Consider the following 18,463-nt stretch of genomic DNA (forward strand, 5'->3'; position numbering starts at 1 on the left):
AACCCCGAGGGCAGGAGAGGGCGATGGCAGGCAGGATCATCACGGTCGCGCAGCAGAAGGGTGGATCGGGCAAGACGACGCTGGCCGTCAACCTGGCCGTCAGCCTGCATGGGCGGGGCCATTCCGTGGCCCTGATCGACACCGACCCGCAGGGCAGCCTGGGCCGCTGGTTCATCGAACGGATGCAGACGCGGGGCGAGGATGAGGCGATGGATTTCTCCACCTCGTCCGCCTGGGGGGCCAGCTACGAATCCGAGAAGCTGAAGAAGCGGTTCGATTTCGTGATCATCGACACACCGCCCAAGATCGACAGCGACCTGCGCCCGGCGCTGCGGGTGGCCGATCTGGTACTGGTGCCGGTCGCCACCAGCCATGTCGATCTTTGGGCGACCGAAGGCGTGCTGGATCTGGCGCGGCGCGAAAAGGCGCCGGTGCTGGTGGTGATGAACCGGGTGCGTCCCAACACGCGGCTGTCGGCCGAGGTCGCGCAGAAGGCCGCCGACCTGGGCGCCGATGTGGCAGGAACCCAGGTCGCCAATCGGGTGCTTTACGCCGAGACGCTGGGCCAGGGCACAGCCGCCCTGGAACGTGCCACCAGCGGCCCCGCGCGGGACGAGATCGCGGCCCTGACGGATGAGGTTCTGGCCGCCATGGCCTAGACCGGCAGGATCGCCGGACCGTCCGGGGTCTCGACCCGGCGCACGGTGATGCCGAAGGCGCGGCGCAGCAGGTCGTCGCCCAACACGGCATCGGCGGGACCGTCCGCCAGCACATGCCCGCCCGACAGCAGCACCAGCCGCGTGCAGAACCGCGCCGCCAGCCCCAGGTCGTGGATCGAGGCAAGCACGGTCCGCCCTTCCGCCGCCAGGTCGCGGAACAGGCGCAGGCAGGCCAGTTGCTGCGCCGGGTCAAGGCCCGCGATGGGTTCGTCCGCGATCAGCATGGGCGTGTCCTGCGCCAGGGCACGGGCGATCAGGGCGCGGTTCTGTTCGCCCCCCGACAGCCGCAGGGCGGTGCGCTTGCGAAACGCCTCCAACCCCATGCGGGCGATGGCGGCGTCGATGGCGGCACGGTCTTCGCCGCTGCGCCCGCCGCCGGGCCAGGGGATGCGTCCCAGGGCCACCAGATCCTCGACGCTGACGGGCCAGGCGATCTCGCGCGACTGCGGAAGATAGGTGGCATGGCGCGCACGCCGGTCGGCTGGCATCGCGGCCAGGCTAGAGGTGCCGGTGAAGGGGATCAGGCCAAGCGCGGCCTCCATCAGGGATGACTTGCCCGCGCCGTTGGGTCCGATCAGGCCCACGAACTCTCCGCTGCCAAGGGCCAGGTTGACGCCGTGCAGCACCGGACGGCGGCGGCGGGTGACGGAAAGGCCGGAAAGCCGCAGGACCATCAGACGCGCCCCCCGCTGCGGGTCTTCCAGATCAGGTGCAGGAACAGAGGTGCGCCGACGATGGCGGTCAGCACGCCCAGCTTCAGGTCGCGATCCGGCACGATCAGCCGCACTGCGACATCGGCCGCCAGCAGCAGCGCCGCCCCGCCCAGGGCCGAAGCGGGCAGCAGGGCGGATGGCCGCGCGCCTACCAGGGGCCGCAGGATGTGGGGGATCACCAGCCCCACGAAGCCGATGGCGCCCGCCACGGCCGTCGCCGGTCCGACGACCAGGGCCGTCCCCGCGATCAGGCGCCAGCGCAGCCCGGTTCCCGATATGCCCAGGGTCTGCGCGGCAGCCTCGCCAAGCGTCAGCGCGTCAAGCGCGCGGCGGACCGACAGGATCAGCCCGGCGCCCAGTGCCATGGGCGGCAGCGCCAGCCAGACATGCAGCATGGACTTGTCGGCAAGCGATCCCATCAGCCAGAAGACGATCTCGTTCGCGGCATAGGGATTGGGCGACAGGTTCAGCACAAGGGCGGTGCCCGCGCCCGCCAGGGCCGAGATCGCGACCCCCGCCAGGATCAGCGTCACGGACCCGCCGCGCGGACCCGCCAGGGCCACCAGCAGGGCCACCCCCGCCGTCGCCCCCGCCATGGCCGCAAGGGGCAGCGCCGACATCGCGGCCAGCGACAGCCCGGTCTGGATCGCGATCACGGCGCCCAGGGCCGCCATGCCCGAGATGCCGATCAGTCCCGGTTCGGCCAAGGGATTGCGCAGATAGCCTTGAAGCGCGGCCCCCGTCAGGCCCAGGCCCGCGCCGATAGCCAGTCCCAGGATCGCGCGGGGCAGGCGGATTTCCCGCATCACGATGGGGATCGGTCCGTCGCCTCCGAAGGCCAGCGCCCGCAGCGAATCCATCGCGGGCAGGCCAGCCGGTCCTGTCAGCAGGGATGCCAGGAACAATGCCCCCACAAGCACCGACAGGGTGACGGACCATTTCCTCATCTCAGCGACCGGATGGCACGCGTGACGAAGGGCGTGCCGCAGACCCAGTCGCGATCGGTGACCTGTCTTTCGGTGGGGGCGATACCGGCAAGCGCGGGATGGTCGAGGATCGCCTCGCCCTGCGACTGGCCCGGCCATGTCGCGCCCGTGATCAGCCGGTCTGGCCGGGCCATCACCAGCAATTCCATCGGCAGGTGGGTCGTGGCCGAGATGCCGTGATCCGCTGCGATATTGTCGTATCCCGCCGCGCCAAGGATTGAGCCCGCCAAGGTGCCGGGTCCCGAGGTGAAGCCGTTGGCATAATACAGCGCCGCCCGGCCGCGCCCGGACGGGGCACGCGCCGCCGCCAGATCCGCGTCAAAGCGGGCCAGCAGATCGCGTGCGGCGGCCTGCCTTTCCAGCAGGGCGCCCAGCCGGGTGATCTGGGCGCGGATGGCGTCGAAATCCTCGGCCGGGGGCAGGATCTCGACCCGCAATCCCAGGCGGTGCAGCATCGCGATCGTGGCCTGGGGCGTATAGGTCCCTGCGATCACCAGGTCGGGACGCAGCAGATAGATCTCCTCGGCCCGCCCGGTATTCGGCACATGGGCGACGGCCTGTTCGGCCATGGGGGACAAGCGCCGGTTCTGCGCCAGACTGCTGACCGAGACCAGTTGCCCCGGCGCGGCCAGCATCATCGCCAACTGGTCGATGCACAGGTTCATCGACACCACGCGCTGCGGGGCCGCCTCCGCCGATCCAGAGGCGGCGGGCAGGGCCGCGGCGGCGATCAGGACCGCCGCCAGAATGGTCCTAGAACGACGCACGAAGCCCCGCATAAACCGCCCGCCCCGAGGTGCCATAGCCCCGCACCCATTGGTATTCCTCGTCGAAGACGTTTTCCAGGCGCAGATAGGCGGTGGCATTGTCGCGGACCGGATGACTGACGCTGAGATCGACAGTGGTGAAGTCGTCCAGATCGTCCGCCCGCCCGGCGACATGCTGCAATTCGATCGCGGCCATGGTGCCGGTCGCGAAACTCGTCTCTGCCCCCAGGTTCAGGACGCGTTCGGGCACGCTGGCCCATTCGACATTCGCCTGGTTGTCGATGAAGGTATAGCTGGCGGTCAGCGCATGGCCCGTCCCGAAGGCATAACGGCCATCGATTTCCACCCCCCGGCGGCGGGTGGTGCCGGGCACCTGGGCATAGCAGCCGAAGGGTTGGCCGCAGGCCGTCGCGGCAGGATCGAACCCGATCAGGTTCTCTGCCTTGAGCCAGAAAGCCGTGGCCCGCAGATGGCTGTCGCCCCATTGCTTTTCGACCCCGACCTCGTAGGTGCGGCTTTCTTCGCGTTCAAGCGAAGCATCGCCAAATTCGCTGAACAGTTCGTAAAGCGACGGCGCGCGGAAGCCGTTGCCAAGGGCCGCACGGAACAGCAGGTTATTGTCGGCGCGATAAACGGCTGCGACCCGCCCCGAAGTGAACCCGCCAAAGCGCGAATGGTCGTCGCGGCGCAGCGAGGTGGTGATGTCGAAGCGGTCCCCCAAGGCAGCGGTCGTTTCCACGAAGACCCCGTTGATGCGGGCATTGCCCTTGTCCGCGACTTCCTCTTTCTCGGTATCCGCACCGAAGACGGCGCGGACGCCCTGGCCGATATCGGTTGCGCCCTGCCAGGACAGCTTGGTGCGGGTGCCGACGAACTCGCTGGTTTCCACGACGTCCGGCAGAAAGGTAGGAGCGGCGAAATCCTGATATGATTTCCGCTGGATGCGATAACGGGTCAGGGAAAGGTCATGATCGACCGCGCCGGTGGTGAATCGGGCAAAACCGCGCAGGCCATAGCTTTCGCTTTCGGTATAGTCGTTGCCCGGCGTGCCTGGCACGTCACCTTGGAAATCGTCGAAATCCGCGGTGCTGTCTTCCCAGAACCCGTTGAAGCCGATTGTCACCCCGTTCTGCAGCCGGTGTTCGGAATAGAAGGACAGGCGCGTCGCCTCGAACCCGTCCTCCTCGAAGTTGCCCTCGTTTTCGTCCTTGGCCGAAAAGCCGTCGGTGCGGATATGGCTGACGTGAAATGCAAGGTCCAAGTCGTCCTGGCGCAGCGTCGCGCCATAGCTTGCGGTCAGCGTGTCATAGGTGCCTGCCTCGATCCCGAAATGGTGGCGCAGGCCATCCTCGGTCGGGCGCAGCGATTGCAGGGACAGGACGCCTGCCACGGCACGAGTCCCGTAAAGCGCTGACTGCGCTCCGCGCAGCAGTTCGGCACGGTCGATGCCGGCGCTGACCAGGCCTCCAAGATTATAGTAGGTCTTGTCGGCAGCGGGGTCCGACACCTCGATCCCGTCGATGACCACAGGCAGGTATTGAGCGGGCGCGCCGCGCAGTTGAACCACTCCAAGGGTGCCCAGCGGCCCCGACTGGCGCAGCGTCACCCCTGGCAGCTTGGTCAGGCTGCGGGTCAGGGGCTGGCTGGCCCTGTCCTGCAGGTCTTCGCTGGTCAGCACGGATACCGAACTGCCCGAGCGGCTGAGCTCGGTCGGTTCGCGATTGGCGGTCAGGGTCAGGTCGTCCAGGACGAAGGGCCTTGCCGCGGCATCCTGGGCGGCGGCGGGCAGGGCGGTCGTCAGCGCCAGGGCTGCGGTCAGGGACAGGAAAAAGGGTTTCGGCGTCACGAAAGACATCCTTCCAGAAACCCGGGCGATGCGTGCGGCCCGGGCGCGATGCGGTTCGTCCAGGGGGATGAACCCACCGGACAGCGACACCACCACGACGGAAGTTTCCGTATCCGGCGCGCCCCTCGCGCGCCGTCAGGGTGATCGCGTTCGGCAGGTCTCCTGACTTGCGGGTCATCGCTTGGCCGGGCCTTCCCAATCCCGCGGGCGGAACCAGTGGCGTCAATCCGGCCTCGCTCTCCGCTGACAGTTGCGGGGGCAGTCGCGGATTCGCACCGCGTTCCCTTTTAACCGGGGATCAACCCGGAACCGAGGCAGGGCCGCCTTTAGCTCACAAACCTGTCATGAGGCAAGGCCAATCAGCCCAGCGATGCCACCCAGTCCGGCACCGTGCGGCTGGCAGGGCCGATGATGCGCCGGTGGAAGTCGCGGGCATTGGCGCTGGCGTCCAGGTTCAGTTCCAGACATTCGACGCCGTTGCGGCGGGCGTGTTGGGCGAATCCCGCCGCCGGATAGACGTTGCCGGACGTGCCGATGGCCGCGAACAGGTCGGACCCTTCCAGGGCGTCCCAGATGCGTTCCATGTGATAGGGCATTTCCCCAAACCAGACGATGTCGGGCCGGGTCGCCGGACGGGCGCAGGCGGGGCAGGGGTCTTCAGGCTGCATCACCATCGGCGCGCGCCAGCGATGCCCGCAAGCCGCGCAAAGCGCGCCGGACAGCGCGCCATGCATGTGGATGACATCGGTGCTGCCCGCGCGTTCGTGCAGGTCGTCCACGTTCTGCGTGACCAGCGTCACGTCATGCCGCCGCGCCAGATCGGCCAGGGCCAGATGCGCGGCATTGGGGCGTGCGCCGGAGCCATCCTTGCGGCGCATGTTGTAGAAGCGATGGACAAGCGCCGGATCGGCGGCAAAACCCTCGGGCGTCGCCACATCCTCGATCCGGTGGTTTTCCCATAAGCCGTTGACGGCGCGGAATGTCGCAAGCCCGCTTTCGGCGGAAATGCCCGCGCCGGTCAGGACGGTGATGCGCAAGGCGGCCTACCGGCAGTAAGCCTCGGCCTGGGAGGCGAACCGCTTGTAGCGTGCCCAGAAGGCGTTGTCGGCATCGCTTTTCGACATCCGCACCTCTTGCGCCTGGTGCGGGTCGCGGAAAAAGGACGCAGCGCGGCGCTGGTCGGACCGCGACAGGGTCTGGTTGGCGACCTGCTGGATGCAGCCGCACAGGGGTGCATTGCCGCGGGCGCGTTCGGACCGGACGCAGGCGCTGTCGATGGGGCCTGCCACGGCCAGGGGGGCGGTCATCATGATGGCCGCGGCCGCAATGACGATGCGGTTGAGCATGGACTGTCTCCTCGATTTCATGTTGTTCGGCGGGGGCCGGTTGTCCCGGTCTGCGATGCCCGTCCGGGGGTGATGTTATCAGGAACGGGCCGCCCGCTCAATCAGGCGGTGTGCGGCAGGGTTCCTGCGCGCCGTCAGGACGTTGCCTGCAAAACCTCGTATCCGGCATCGCGAATCGCTTGGGCTGCGCGGTCCGGGTCCAGGCCTTCGACGGTGACCGTCTTCTGCGCCAGATCGACGGTGGCGCGGCCGCCTGCATCTGCGATGGCGGTCTCGACGGCGGCCTTGCAATGGCCGCAGGTCATGTCGGGGACGGTGAAGGTCATGGCTGTCCTCGTTGGGGGTGAGTGGGGGTTTGACAAGTCGGGTGCAGCATGATCCTGCAAGGCGGCAAGGGCAAGGCATGGGGAATGCGATGATCGAGGCGATCGGGCTGGATGCCGACGACACCCTGTGGGAAAACGAGACCTTCTTCCGCGTGACCGAGGGCGAATTCGTGGCCCTGCTGGGCGAATACGCGGACGGCGCCGACATCGCCAGCCGCCTGCTGGACGTGGAGCGCGCGAACCTTGCGCGTTACGGCTTCGGCATCAAGGGCTTCATGCTGTCCATGGTCCAGACCGCGATCGAACTGACCGACGGGCGCATCGACGGTCGCGCCATCGGTCGCATCCTGGAACTGGGGCAAGAGATGCTGGCCCATCCCGTCGATCTGCTGCCCGGCGTTCCCGAGGCGCTGGACGCCCTGGCCGGGCACCGGCTGATCCTGATCACCAAGGGCGATCTGATCGACCAGGAACGCAAGATCGCCGCATCGGGCCTTGCTGAACGTTTCGATGCCGTCGAGATCCTGGCCGACAAGTCGCCCGAAACCTATTCCCGCGTGCTGTTCCGCGCAGGTGTCGCGCCCGAGGATTTCGTGATGGTCGGCAATTCGGTGAAAAGCGACGTGCTGCCGGTCGTTGAACTGGGCGGACACGGCGTCTTCATCCCGCACGCGATGACCTGGGCCGTCGAACATGCGGATGCGCCCGACCATCCCCGCGCGCACCGCCTGGAAACCATCGCCGGGCTTCCCGCCCTGGTCGCCCGGCTGGAGGAAGGCCATGCATAACCTGCGCGCGGCCCTGCTGATGGTGCTGGCCATGGCCGCCTTTGCGGCCGAGGACGCGCTGTTGAAAGGCCTGTCGGGCCGCATTCCCACCGGCCAGCTTCTGGCGGTGATCGGCTTTGCGGGCATGGTCGTCTTCGGCCTGTGGATCGCCGTCGGTCCCGAGGGGCTGCGCCTGCGCCACCTGCTGCGCCCCCAGGTCGCCCTGCGCAACCTGTGCGAGGGTATCTGCGCCGTCACCTTCGTCACCGCGCTTGCCACGGGGGATTTGTCCATCGCCTCGGCCATCCTGCAGGCGCAGCCCCTGCTGATGACGCTGGGTGCGGCGCTTTTCCTGGGCGAGCAGGTCGGCTGGCGCCGCTGGCTGTCCATCGCGGTGGGCTTTGCGGGCGTGTTGCTGATCGTGAAACCCGGCACCGCCGCCTTCGAATTCAGTTCCGTCCTGGCGATCATCGCCGTGATGACGCTGGCCGTGCGCGACCTTGTGACCCGCCGCCTGCCGCCCGAGGTGGGGTCGGGCCTGCTGTCGGCGGGGGCCTTCGGCTCGATGGGTCTGGCGGGCCTGGCGCTGATGCTGCTGGGCGGCCAGCAGGCCGTGCTGCCCACGCCGGGGCAGGGGGCGCTGATGGCGGCGACCCTGTGCTTCGGTCTTCTGGGCTATATCACCATGGTCGTCGCCACCCGCCTGGCCGAGATTTCGGCCATCGCGCCCTTCCGCTATTCCCGGCTGCTGTTCGCGATGCTGCTGGCGGTCGCGATCTTCGGCGAACGGCCCGATGCGGCGACGCTGCTGGGGGCCGCCCTGATCGCGGGCGCCGGCATCTATTCCATGTGGCGAGAGGCGCGCCTGCGGCGGGCGCGTCTTGCCGCAGTGTAAGGGCTGCAAAATCCCCTTCCCGCAGGGCCAAAGCCCTTGTATAGCCCGGCCATGACCGAGCTTTCCCTGATCCGCAATTTCTCCATCGTGGCCCATATCGACCACGGCAAATCCACCCTGGCCGACCGGCTGATCCAGCTGACGGGCACTGTCGCCGAACGCGACATGAAGGCCCAGCTGCTGGACAGCATGGATATCGAGCGGGAACGCGGCATCACCATCAAGGCCAACACCGTCCGCATCAGCTATCCGGCGCGTGATGGGCAGACCTATGTGCTGAACCTGATCGACACGCCGGGCCATGTGGACTTCGCTTACGAGGTCAGCCGGTCCATGCGCGCGGTCGAAGGATCGCTGCTGGTCGTGGACGCCTCCCAGGGGGTCGAGGCGCAGACCTTGGCCAACGTGTACCAGGCCATCGACGCGGGCCACGAGATCGTGCCGGTCCTGAACAAGATCGACCTTCCGGCGGCCGAACCCGACCGCGTCAAGGAGAACATCGAGGAGGTGATCGGCATCGACGCCTCGGACGCCATTCCCATCAGCGCCAAGACCGGCCTCGGCATCCCCGACGTGCTGGAGGCCATCGTGACGCGCCTGCCCGCCCCCAAGGGCGACCGCGACGCGCCGCTGAAAGCCATGCTGGTGGATTCGTGGTATGACGCCTATCTGGGGGTCGTCGTGATGATCCGCGTCATGGACGGCGTGATCCGCAAGGGCGACCGGGTCAAGATGATGCAGACCGGCGCGGTCTATGGCATCGACAAGCTGGCCGTGCTGACCCCGCAGATGGTGGACATCGCCGAACTGGGTCCGGGCGAGATCGGCGTCTTCACCGCCTCCATCAAGCAGGTCCGCGACACCCGCGTGGGCGACACCATCACCCATGAGAAGAAGGGCGCATCCGAGGCTCTGCCGGGCTTCAAGCCCGCCCAGCCTGTGGTCTTCTGCGGGCTGTTCCCGGTGGATGCCAACGACTTCGAGGCTCTGCGCGACGCCATCGAGAAGCTGGCCCTGAACGACGCCTCCTTCAGCTACGAGATGGAGACCTCGGCCGCCCTCGGCTTCGGCTTCCGCTGCGGCTTCCTGGGCCTGCTGCACCTCGAGGTGATCCGCGACCGACTGGAACGCGAATACGACCTGGACCTGATCACCACCGCCCCCAGCGTGGTCTTCAAGCTGCACATGCGCGACGGAGAGGTGCGCGACCTGCACAACCCCGCCGACATGCCCGACCTGACCCATGTGGACCATATCGAGGAGCCGCGCATCAAGGCCACGATCATGGTCCCCGACGAATACCTGGGCGACGTGCTGAAGTTGTGCCAGGACCGCCGCGGCATCCAGCTCGACCTGACCTATGCCGGCAACCGTGCCATGGTCGTCTATGACCTGCCCCTGGCCGAGGTCGTCTTCGACTTCTACGACCGCCTGAAATCCGTGACCAAGGGCTATGCCAGCTTCGACTATCAGATCAGCGAATACCGCGAGGATTTCCTGGTCAAGATGTCGATCCTGGTCAACGACGAGCCCGTGGACGCCCTGTCCATCATGGTCCACCGCGACCGCGCCGAGGCCCGTGGCCGCGTGATGGTGGAAAAGCTCAAGGAACTGATCCCCCGGCACATGTTCAAGATCCCGATCCAGGCCGCCATCGGCGCCCGCGTGATCGCGCGCGAGACGCTGTCGGCGATGCGCAAGGACGTGACCGCCAAATGCTATGGCGGCGACGCGACGCGGAAAAAGAAGCTGCTGGAGAAGCAGAAGGCCGGCAAGAAGAAGATGCGCCAGTTCGGGAAAGTGGAGATCCCGCAGACGGCGTTTATTCAGGCGTTGAAGATGGATGGGTAAGGAATGAAAATCGTTTCGTTAGAGACAAAAAATTTCCGTACTCTCCAAGACTTTTCAGTAAAATTCTCCTCTGGATATTGTACGATATCTGGCGAAAACAATGCTGGGAAAACGGCCATTGTTAAGATTATCAGGCATTTTTTGGAGAAAAATGATAGAGATATCTACTCTCCTCGTTCAACACGCATAGACTTGGCAAAGGATAAAACGCAGTGGGTGACAGAAGATCACTGTGAGGTAGCTATTACTCTAGACCTCGATAAAGATCGGGACTCAGAGGTCTATTTTACTGTTGAAAGAATAATTAAGGCTGCTGATTTAGGAAGCAGCGTTAAAATATCTCTGCGTGAAAAATTTTCTACCCAAGATACATCCAGTCTTGAGTGCACTGTTCAAGGAAAGCCGGTGGTTGGGCAAGAGGCGAGCGAAATACTAAAGAAATTGCAAAATTCGCATAACTTGGTTGTTCATAACTCTACCGACGCTGAGAGGCGCGCCTACTACTATTTTGGCGATACTCTTTCAGAGATGTTTGACATGCACCTTTCGGGAGACGAGCGAAAAAAAATACAGGAAGCCGAAAAGTCTCTGCAGACACGAGTAAAGCAAGCAGCAAAGAAGCATAAAGAAAACTTAACAGAACTCTTGGGGAAGCTTAAAGATAAATATGAGGTAGAGCTCGCAACAATTGATCGCTCATCCTCTCGTTTACCAATCTCAGTTAAACTGACTGACAAGAGCGTGGAGGTTCCTCTCTCTGACTGGGGCGCTGGAACACAAAATAGAACGCGGATAATGATTTCCGTTCTAGAGGCGGTTCGCTTAAGCAATTCAGACAGCCCAGAGAATAGATCAGCGCCGCTTGTTCTTGTTGAGGAACCGGAAAGTTTCCTGCATCCTTCTGCGCAAGCTGAATTTGGTCGTGTTCTTTCTGATTTGGCACGGGAGTTCAATATACAAATATTGGCGACAACTCATAGTCCATATATGCTGAATCAAAGTGATCCGCCGGCAAATATTCTCATTGAGCGTAAGCTTACTCGCGGAAAGGCACGTGCGGCAGAGGTGGTGGATGTATCTGCTAGTAATTGGATGCAGCCATTCAGCCGCATTCTTGGAGTTGCAAGCGCCGAGTTTCCTGCGTGGCACGAGGTTTTTTCGTCAGCTAAATCCCGCGTGGTCTTAGTTGAAGGGGCTATTGATAAAGAGTATTTTGAGTTCATAAAGAAAAAATATCCTGAAATTTATCACATTCCACCTGATGTAGAGGTTGTATCTTACGGGGGTAAGGATTCCCTAAAAAATACGCAGCTTCTTAAGTTCATGACTGAAAAGTTTGCAAAAATATTTATAAACTTTGACTTGGACTGCAGAGATGAGGCTGAGAAATCCCTTCAAAGGCTCGGCTTGGTTCAAAATACGCATTATTGCTGGATTGGAGTGGATGCTGATGGTGCGCAGTGCATTGAAGGGCTTCTTCCTGATCGGATTCGGGGTGATGTTTATGGGAGTAATATCCCTCTAGTTACGAAACTTCAGTCGGCTAGCTCCAAAGTTCGCAACGAAGCGTCTGCTGAGTTAAAAAAGAAATACTTAGAAGCCTTTAAGTCATCAGAACTGACTGAAAAAGAGCTTTCATCGTTTAAAAATGTATTCAAGGTTATTGGAAGGGCATTTGCCTAGTAGGCGGTGGGGAAGCAAGCGTAGTGCGTGCTTGCACGCACCGCTTCCTCGCCGCCGTTGCCAACCGTGCGTATGAACACGCACCCTACGGGTTGCACGATCATCCGGGCGGTCTGCTCGCCCATACTATGACCCTTCCCTCCCACTTCACCGACACACAATGCGTGCAAGCACGCACCCCACGCCACTTTTATGGCGGCCTTGTCGCGGTGGAATGACGAATACGGCCAATCCTCGGGCCGTTCCACATAGCCGTGTTTCACCGGATTGAACCAACAATACCGCAGATGCGCCGCATGATCCTCGTCATCGCGGATATGATGTTCCCAGAACCGGCGCTGCCAGATGCCGCGTTCCTGCCCCGCCACATGGCTGCCGCGTAACGGTCCCGCTGGCAAGCCCCGAGAGAAGCGCGCCTTGATCAACCGCCACCGGGTCGAATAATCGCAATCCCCCTCGGGCAGGCGCCAGAGGCAATGCAGGTGATCCGGCAGCACGACCCATGCCTCTATCCCGAATGGCGGTTCAGCCTGCGTCGCCCTGACCGCCTCGCGCAGGCGATCAACCTCATCGACCAGCAGCCGACTGCCCCGCTGCGCCAGGGCGACGGTGAAGAAGATCGGGACGCCGGGCAGGCGGGGGCGGAGATAGCGCGACATGCGCCATCATCGCGCGCCTCGGTTTCCGGTCGGTTAACGGCGACCGATAAAAACCGAGGCATTTCCGGCATCGCCCGCAGCCCTTGCCGTGCTAGCCTGCAATCCTGTCGCTTAACGAGGATGCCATGCCCAGCCGTTCGCCCGCCTTGTCCGCCGTTGCCGAAAACACCGCCGATCACGCGGCGATCCAGCAATCGCTGGACACGGTTCGCGAAACGCTGGGGATGGAGGTTGCCTATCTGTCGGAATTCATGGACAGCCGCGCGGTCTTTCGCGCCGTCAGCGCCCCCGGTCTGGAAGCGATGATCCAACCCAGCCAGAGCATGGATCTGCGAGAGGTTTACTGCAAGCACATCATCGACGGCAACCTGCCCCGCCTGATGCCCGACACCAGCCGCCACAAGATCGCGACCGACCTGCCGATCACCCAGATGATCCCCATCGGCAGCCACCTGTCCGTGCCGGTCCACCGGCCCGACGGCAGCATCTTCGGCATGTTCTGCTTTCTCAGCCGCCAGCCGCGCCCCGACCTGACCGAGGATGCCCTGCAACTGGTCGAAACCCATTCGGCCCTGGTCGCCAGCCGCCTGGACAGCTTGGGGGAAACGGCGCCCATGCCCGCCTAGTCGAAGAAGGGCACGATGATGCGGCAATAACTGCCCACCGCCATCGACAGGGGGATCGACCCGTCCTGCGGCCCGCTGCCGAATTGCGACAGGCCCGCACCGGGGGCAGCCTTGGATGCGTCCAGCGTGAAGACGATCCCGTCCCCCGCCCGGCGCGGCTTGGGGGACGCCCGCCACAGCCTGGTGTTCCCCGGCAGACCCATCGCCCGCTGCGCGAAATCGCCCGCCGCGCACCAGTAATCGGTATCCCCGCGCTTGACGTCGTGGATCACGGTGATCTCGGACGGGGCGGTCTGCACCGCCGTCATGCCGTTCTGCGCCGTGAAGGCTGCGGCTGGCAGGGGCAGCAGCAGCAATGGGGCAAGGAATGTCAGTCGCATCGCATCCTCATTATCTGGAACCGCCGCAACCGCCGGTTCGTTTCACCGGAACCTGTTCATCGGAGCATGATCATGCATCTTCGACTGTTCCTGATCCATATCTGGGTCGCCTCGATCGGCGGGGCGGTCGTGATCGCGGGGCTGGCGATGGGCTATGTCACCGTGGCCACCTTCATCTGGGGCGCGGTGATCGGCTTGGCCCTGGGCATCCCGGCCGCGCTGCTGAATTGGGTCTATCTGCGGCCCAACCGATCAAGGGAAATCGGCTGGACCTGGCCGATCGCCGACAGGATCCGGGCGGCGGCACGGCAGCATCCCGGCCGGTAAGGACGATGAAGGCGGCCCCGCAAGGCCGCCTTCAATCGGGTCACATCGCCTCGGCGCTTTCCTGCTGGATCACCTGTCCCGCAGTCGAGACATCGCGGCCCAGCCCCTGCGCGGTCTGGCAGCCGGCCAGGGTCAGCATCGCAAGAATGGCGCCAAGGCCGATAAAGGTCTTCTGCATTCGTTACACTCCTTTGCCATGATCTGCGACCGAACGCGGTTTTGCAGGACAGGTTCCGCAGCGTCAGAATGCCACCCCGGACCACAGCGCGACATTGGCATAGGGCGTGAATTCCCCGGTGCGCACGATGGCGCGGGCGTCGCGGGTCAGGGCCTTGAACGCGTCATGGGCCACGGTCCGGCCCTGGCCCAAGGCGCGCGCCCGCAGTTCGGCATCCAGATCCGCCGAGGCCTCGCTGGCCCAGGCGGATCGTTCCACCACCAGTTCCGCCACAACGGCGTCCAGCACGTCGAAGAACCGCGGCACGCCGCGCGTCACGGCCAGGTCGATGCAGCGCACGCCGGGCGGGACCGGCAGCCCCGCATCGCCGATCACCAGCAGGTCGCCATGGCCCATCGCGGCGATCAGCCCGGACAGTTCGGAATGCAACAAGGTGGTGCGTTTCATGGCTCAGCCCTCGGGCAAGGTTTCGGACAGATATCGGATCATGTTGCCGCCCATGACCTTGGCGATCTGCGCCTCGGTCAGGCCCTCGTCCATCAGCGCCTGCGTCAGGACCGCAAGGTTGGCCGCATCGAAGGGCACGCCCACGGACCCGTCATAATCCGACCCCAGCGAGACGTGATTCTCGCCCACAAGGCGGATGGCGGCGACGATGCTTTCCGCGACATGGGCGGGGGTTCCGCCGCAGACGACATCGGCCCAGAAGCCGATGCCGATCACGCCACCCTTGGCCGCGATCTGCCGGACCAGGTCGTCGTCCAGGTTCCGCGCGCTGCCGCAATGGCCGCGGATGCCGGTATGGGACAGGATGGGGCGCGCATCGGGGATCGCCAGCACGTCCTGCACCATCAGGGGCGAGGCATGGGCCAGGTCGATCACCATGCCCCGTTCGATCATCCCATCCACGACCTGCCGTCCGAAATCCGACAGACCCGCGCCGCTGCCGCCTTCGCCATGCAGGCTGCCGCCCAGTTCGTTGTCGAAGAAATGCGTCAGGCCCATCAGCCGGAAGCCCGCGTCATGCAGCACGTCGAGGTTGGCAATGTCGCCTTCCAGCGGATGCCCGCCCTCGGATCCCAGGATCGCCCCCAGGACCGATTGCCCGCCCGCGCGTGCCTCCAGGACGGCCTGCAGGTCCGCGCGCGACCGGATCAGGCGCAGCCGGTCGGGCACTTCCTGGGCTGCGCGAGCAAGCGCCTCGGCCTGCACCAGGGCGCGTTCGCGTAGGGAAAACCACGACCGGACCGGGCGCAACTGGCCCATGAACAACGGCGTGATGTTGTCGGCGGCGTCCGCGCTGTTCTGGTCATAGTTCTGGCCGCGCGGGCTTTTCGTCACCGTGGTAAAGACCTGAACCGCGACATTGCCTTCAAGCAGGCGCGGCACGTCGGTATGGCCCCGGTCGGCGCGCTCCAGGATGTCGCGGTCCCACAGCAGCGCGTCGGAATGCCAGTCGCCGATCACCAGGCGGTCATGCAGGGCCTGTGCCTCGGGGCTGACGGGCCAACCGCCATCGGGCATCCGCAGCGGGTTCAGCGCCCGTTCGACATAGCCGGGCGCCAGGATGAAGAAGGCAGCGCCCGCCAAGACGATAAGCACCGCCACCGCTGCAAGTATCCGTCTCAGCATCGCCACCATCTTCTGTGCAAAAATATCCGCGGGGGGATCCGCGCAGCGGATGGGGGCGGCAGCCCCCTTATGCCTCCAAGGCCTCAAGCTCGTCGATGAAGCCTTCGATCATCGAAAGGCCCTTGTCCCAGAACTTCGGGTCGGACGCGTCCAGCCCGAAGGGCGCCAGCAGATCCTTGTGGTGCTTCGATCCCCCTGCCGCCAGCAGGTCGAAATACTTGCCCTGGAAATCCGGCAACCCGCCTTCATAGGCCGCATAAAGCGCATTCACCAAGCCGTCGCCGAAAGCATAGGCATAGACATAGAAGGGCGAATGCACGAAATGCGGCACATAGGTCCAGAAGGTCTCGTATCCCGGCATGAATTCGAAGACCGGGCCAAGGCTTTCATGCTGGACCGACATCCACAGCGCGTTGATGTCGTCGGGGGTCAGCTCGCCCTCGGCCCGCGCCGCGTGCAGCTTGCATTCGAAGTCATAGAAGGCGATCTGGCGGACGACCGTGTTGATCATGTCCTCGACCTTGCCGGCCAGCAGGGCCTTCTTCTGGACGGGATCGGTGGTTTTCGCCAGCAGGGCGCGGAAGGTCAGCATCTCGCCAAAGACCGACGCGGTTTCTGCCAGGGTCAGCGGGGTCGATGCCAGCAATTCGCCCTGACCTGCGGCCAGCCGCTGATGGACGCCGTGGCCCAGTTCATGCGCCAGCGTCATCACGTCGCGCGGCTTGCCCAGATAGTTCAGCAGGACATAGGGATGCACGGTCGTCACGGTCGGATGGGCGAAGGCACCGGGCGCCTTGCCAGGCGTCACGGCGGCGTCGATCCAGCCCTTGTCAAAGAAGGGCTGCGCCAGTTCCGCCAGCCGGGGCGAAAAGCCCGCATAGGCATCCAGAACCATCGCCCGCGCCTCGTCCCAGCCGATCACCTTGTCCGATGCCGTGGGAAGCGGCGCATTGCGGTCCCAGACCTGCAGCTTGTCCAGCCCCAGCCACTTGGCCTTCAGCGCGTAATAGCGGTGCGACAGGCGCGGATAGGCGGCGGTGACGGCGTTTCGCAACGCCTCGACCACCTCGGGCTCGACGTGGTTCGACAGGTGGCGGCCATATTGCGGCGTGGGCATCTTGCGCCACTTGTCCTCGATGGCCTTTTCCTTGGCCAGGGTGTTGTGGATGCGGGCGAACAGCTTGACATGTCTGCCGAAGACCTCGGCCAGGGCATGGGCCGCGGCCTTGCGCCGTGGGCGGTCGTGGTCGGTCAGCAGGTTCAGCGTGGCTTCAAGGCCCAGGGTCTCGCCCTCGACATCGAATTCCAGCGCGGCGGTGGTTTCATCGAACAGCCGGTTCCAGGCGGCGGCGCCCACGACCGAATTGTCGTGCAGGAACTGTTCCAGTTCGTCCGACAACTGGTGGGGCCGCATGGCGCGCATCCGGTCGAAGACGGGTTTGTAGCGCGCAGGCCCGTCCGCGGCGGCAAAGACCGCCTGATAGGTTTCGTCGGGGATGCGGTTGAATTCCAGGCTGAAGAAGACCAGCGGCGTGGTGATGTCGGTGATCCGCCCCTGCAGGTCGCCCATCATCTTGGCGCGCGCGGCATCCGTGGTGTTCTGGTAATAGCGCAGCCCGGCATAGGACATGATCCGGCCCGCGGTGATGTCGATCTTCTGATAGGCCTCGATGCAGGCCAGCATCTCCGAGGGCGACAGGCTGGCCAGCTTGCCCTGATAGCGGGCGGCGAATTCCCTGGCCTCGGTTTCCAGGGTGGCGATGTCGGCGGTCAGTTCGACCGCATCCGGGGCGGGATAAAGATCGCTCAGATCCCATGCGGGAAGGGTGCCAAGATCGCTGCCCGTGACCTGTTCGCGGGCGTCGAAGGTCGGTTGTCCAGCCATGGGAATTCCTTTCCTGATCGTCCCAGATGTAACCCGCCTTGACCGGGACGCAAGGCTGCGCGGGCCTTACAGCGTCTCAAAAGCCGGTGCGTGACGCAGAACGCTGCCCTTGGGCAGGTCGCCGATCATCTGCATCGCCAGCCCCGCATAGGGCGAGCGAAGATCGGCGGGCTTGAAGCCAAGTTGCCCGTAATAGCCTGGCGCGCCCACGACCACCACGGCGGCCGTGTCCGCCCAGGCCACCGCCTGCTGCACCAGGGCCATGCCAAGGCCCAGACGCTGGGCCTTGGGCGCGACGGAAAGGGGTGCCAGGGCATAGGCCGGCGCCTCGGCGCCCAGCGGCGACAAGGCGACGTGACCCAACAGGGTGCCCGCCGCATCGGCCACCAGCGATAGGGACAGATCGCCGTCCTGGCGCAGCTTGCGCACCAGGCGCGCCTCGTCGTCGCCCCCGAAGGCGGCAATCAGAAGGGCATCGATGGCGTCCAGATCCTGGCGGGTTTCGCGGCGGATGACAGGGAACACTTCGCGGCGCTGGAAGTCGCGCCCGATCCCGGAACTTTCGCGCCCCCATGCGCTGTCTGCGGTCCGCGCGCCATGCGCCGCAAAGGCATCGGCGTCGATGAACAGTTCGGACAGGTGCCAGATCAGCGGATCCTCGTCCTGCCACAGGTCGAAGCGCAGGCAGCCCGGTTCCTCGCGGCTCAGCCGAAGGTGTTCGGGCAGCAGCGACAGCGCGGTCATCATCTGGCCCGCGTCCTGGCAGACCAGCTGGCCGGTCAGGCCCAGCATCGGCCTGGGCAGCGGAACGGGCGTGCCCTTGGCCTCGTGGTGGTGGCGGGGCGAATGATGATGGCCGCAGGCGCAGGTCATGATG

General features: G+C 64.7%; 21 protein-coding genes and 1 riboswitch. Of the genes, 7 read left to right on the top strand and 14 right to left on the bottom strand.

Translation table 11 applies throughout. The annotated features are described in order from the left end of the window. Window positions 1–23: 23 nt before the first annotated feature. Window positions 24–659, top strand: coding sequence for a ParA family partition ATPase (gene parA, locus IEX25_RS11860; protein ID WP_103172933.1), 636 nt, complete (start codon window positions 24–26; stop codon window positions 657–659). Here the strand turns inward: parA and IEX25_RS11865 are convergent. The 7 genes from IEX25_RS11865 to IEX25_RS11895 form a co-directional block, all read right to left on the bottom strand. After that, on the bottom strand, window positions 656–1,396 hold the full coding sequence (locus IEX25_RS11865) for an ABC transporter ATP-binding protein (protein ID WP_188715310.1): 741 nt from the start codon (window positions 1,394–1,396) through the stop codon (window positions 656–658). The genes parA and IEX25_RS11865 overlap by 4 nt on opposite strands. Further along, window positions 1,393–2,379 carry a FecCD family ABC transporter permease gene (locus IEX25_RS11870; RefSeq protein WP_103172931.1) on the bottom strand — a complete coding sequence of 329 codons (987 nt, stop codon included), beginning with the start codon at window positions 2,377–2,379 and terminating at the stop codon, window positions 1,393–1,395. The genes IEX25_RS11865 and IEX25_RS11870 overlap by 4 nt, the downstream gene beginning before the upstream one ends. Further along, the gene (locus tag IEX25_RS11875; protein ID WP_229665150.1) at window positions 2,376–3,185 is read right to left on the bottom strand and encodes an ABC transporter substrate-binding protein; all 810 of its coding nucleotides are present in this window, start codon (window positions 3,183–3,185) and stop codon (window positions 2,376–2,378) included. The genes IEX25_RS11870 and IEX25_RS11875 overlap by 4 nt, the downstream gene beginning before the upstream one ends. Then, entirely contained in the window at window positions 3,172–5,031 is a 1,860-nt protein-coding gene (locus tag IEX25_RS11880; RefSeq protein WP_188715249.1) for a TonB-dependent receptor plug domain-containing protein, read from the bottom strand. Before IEX25_RS11880 ends, IEX25_RS11875 begins: the two co-directional genes overlap by 14 nt. Before the next feature lie 135 nt (window positions 5,032–5,166). Continuing rightward, window positions 5,167–5,360: riboswitch (cobalamin riboswitch) on the bottom strand. Between the two features lie 30 nt (window positions 5,361–5,390). Further along, on the bottom strand, window positions 5,391–6,068 hold the full coding sequence (locus IEX25_RS11885) for an NAD-dependent deacylase (protein WP_103172928.1): 678 nt from the start codon (window positions 6,066–6,068) through the stop codon (window positions 5,391–5,393). A 6-nt stretch (window positions 6,069–6,074) separates the two neighbouring features. After that, window positions 6,075–6,377: a hypothetical protein gene (locus tag IEX25_RS11890; RefSeq protein WP_103172927.1), complete on the bottom strand. Its 303-nt coding sequence runs from the start codon at window positions 6,375–6,377 to the stop codon at window positions 6,075–6,077. A 134-nt stretch (window positions 6,378–6,511) separates the two neighbouring features. Continuing rightward, window positions 6,512–6,703, bottom strand: coding sequence for a heavy-metal-associated domain-containing protein (locus IEX25_RS11895; RefSeq protein WP_103172926.1), 192 nt, complete (start codon window positions 6,701–6,703; stop codon window positions 6,512–6,514). An 89-nt stretch (window positions 6,704–6,792) separates the two neighbouring features. Between IEX25_RS11895 and IEX25_RS11900 the strand changes: the two genes are divergently transcribed. From IEX25_RS11900 to IEX25_RS11915, 4 genes are read left to right on the top strand one after another with little or no spacing between them, the layout of a single operon-like run. Further along, the gene (locus tag IEX25_RS11900; RefSeq protein WP_103173035.1) at window positions 6,793–7,491 is read left to right on the top strand and encodes an HAD family hydrolase; all 699 of its coding nucleotides are present in this window, start codon (window positions 6,793–6,795) and stop codon (window positions 7,489–7,491) included. Next, the gene (locus IEX25_RS11905) at window positions 7,484–8,365 is read left to right on the top strand and encodes a DMT family transporter (protein ID WP_103172925.1); all 882 of its coding nucleotides are present in this window, start codon (window positions 7,484–7,486) and stop codon (window positions 8,363–8,365) included. The genes IEX25_RS11900 and IEX25_RS11905 overlap by 8 nt, the downstream gene beginning before the upstream one ends. Window positions 8,366–8,416: 51 nt before the next feature. Beyond that, window positions 8,417–10,216: a translation elongation factor 4 gene (gene lepA / locus IEX25_RS11910; RefSeq protein WP_103172924.1), complete on the top strand. Its 1,800-nt coding sequence runs from the start codon at window positions 8,417–8,419 to the stop codon at window positions 10,214–10,216. Between the two features lie 3 nt (window positions 10,217–10,219). After that, on the top strand, window positions 10,220–11,899 hold the full coding sequence (locus tag IEX25_RS11915) for an ATP-dependent nuclease (protein ID WP_188715250.1): 1,680 nt from the start codon (window positions 10,220–10,222) through the stop codon (window positions 11,897–11,899). Here the strand turns inward: IEX25_RS11915 and IEX25_RS11920 are convergent. Next, the gene (locus IEX25_RS11920) at window positions 11,896–12,558 is read right to left on the bottom strand and encodes an REP-associated tyrosine transposase (protein ID WP_229665151.1); all 663 of its coding nucleotides are present in this window, start codon (window positions 12,556–12,558) and stop codon (window positions 11,896–11,898) included. The genes IEX25_RS11915 and IEX25_RS11920 overlap by 4 nt on opposite strands. Window positions 12,559–12,683: 125 nt before the next feature. Between IEX25_RS11920 and IEX25_RS11925 the strand changes: the two genes are divergently transcribed. After that, window positions 12,684–13,184 carry a GAF domain-containing protein gene (locus tag IEX25_RS11925; RefSeq protein WP_188715252.1) on the top strand — a complete coding sequence of 167 codons (501 nt, stop codon included), beginning with the start codon at window positions 12,684–12,686 and terminating at the stop codon, window positions 13,182–13,184. Here the strand turns inward: IEX25_RS11925 and IEX25_RS11930 are convergent. Beyond that, window positions 13,181–13,564 (bottom strand): hypothetical protein, encoded by a 384-nt coding sequence (locus tag IEX25_RS11930; protein ID WP_103174659.1) that lies wholly within the window; start codon window positions 13,562–13,564, stop codon window positions 13,181–13,183. The genes IEX25_RS11925 and IEX25_RS11930 overlap by 4 nt on opposite strands. Window positions 13,565–13,630: 66 nt before the next feature. Here IEX25_RS11930 and IEX25_RS11935 point away from each other — a divergent pair, with 66 nt between their 5' ends. Continuing rightward, window positions 13,631–13,891 carry a hypothetical protein gene (locus tag IEX25_RS11935; RefSeq protein ID WP_188715253.1) on the top strand — a complete coding sequence of 87 codons (261 nt, stop codon included), beginning with the start codon at window positions 13,631–13,633 and terminating at the stop codon, window positions 13,889–13,891. Between the two features lie 40 nt (window positions 13,892–13,931). Here IEX25_RS11935 and IEX25_RS11940 read toward each other — a convergent pair whose 3' ends face one another. From IEX25_RS11940 to IEX25_RS11960, 5 genes are all read right to left on the bottom strand, one after another. After that, window positions 13,932–14,069 (bottom strand): entericidin EcnAB, encoded by a 138-nt coding sequence (locus IEX25_RS11940; protein WP_103174657.1) that lies wholly within the window; start codon window positions 14,067–14,069, stop codon window positions 13,932–13,934. Between the two features lie 63 nt (window positions 14,070–14,132). Then, entirely contained in the window at window positions 14,133–14,516 is a 384-nt protein-coding gene (gene rbsD, locus IEX25_RS11945) for a D-ribose pyranase (RefSeq protein WP_103174656.1), read from the bottom strand. A gap of 3 nt (window positions 14,517–14,519) precedes the next feature. After that, the gene (locus IEX25_RS11950; RefSeq protein ID WP_103174655.1) at window positions 14,520–15,710 is read right to left on the bottom strand and encodes a dipeptidase; all 1,191 of its coding nucleotides are present in this window, start codon (window positions 15,708–15,710) and stop codon (window positions 14,520–14,522) included. Window positions 15,711–15,768: 58 nt separating this feature from the next. After that, the gene (locus tag IEX25_RS11955; RefSeq protein ID WP_103174654.1) at window positions 15,769–17,586 is read right to left on the bottom strand and encodes a M3 family oligoendopeptidase; all 1,818 of its coding nucleotides are present in this window, start codon (window positions 17,584–17,586) and stop codon (window positions 15,769–15,771) included. Window positions 17,587–17,652: 66 nt separating this feature from the next. Continuing rightward, complete coding sequence (locus IEX25_RS11960) at window positions 17,653–18,459, bottom strand: GNAT family N-acetyltransferase (protein WP_103174653.1); 807 nt, start codon at window positions 18,457–18,459, stop codon at window positions 17,653–17,655. Window positions 18,460–18,463: the final 4 nt, after the last annotated feature.

The sequence above is a fragment of the Paracoccus acridae genome (genome assembly GCF_014642735.1).
Taxonomy (GTDB): Bacteria; Pseudomonadota; Alphaproteobacteria; order Rhodobacterales; family Rhodobacteraceae; genus Paracoccus; species Paracoccus acridae.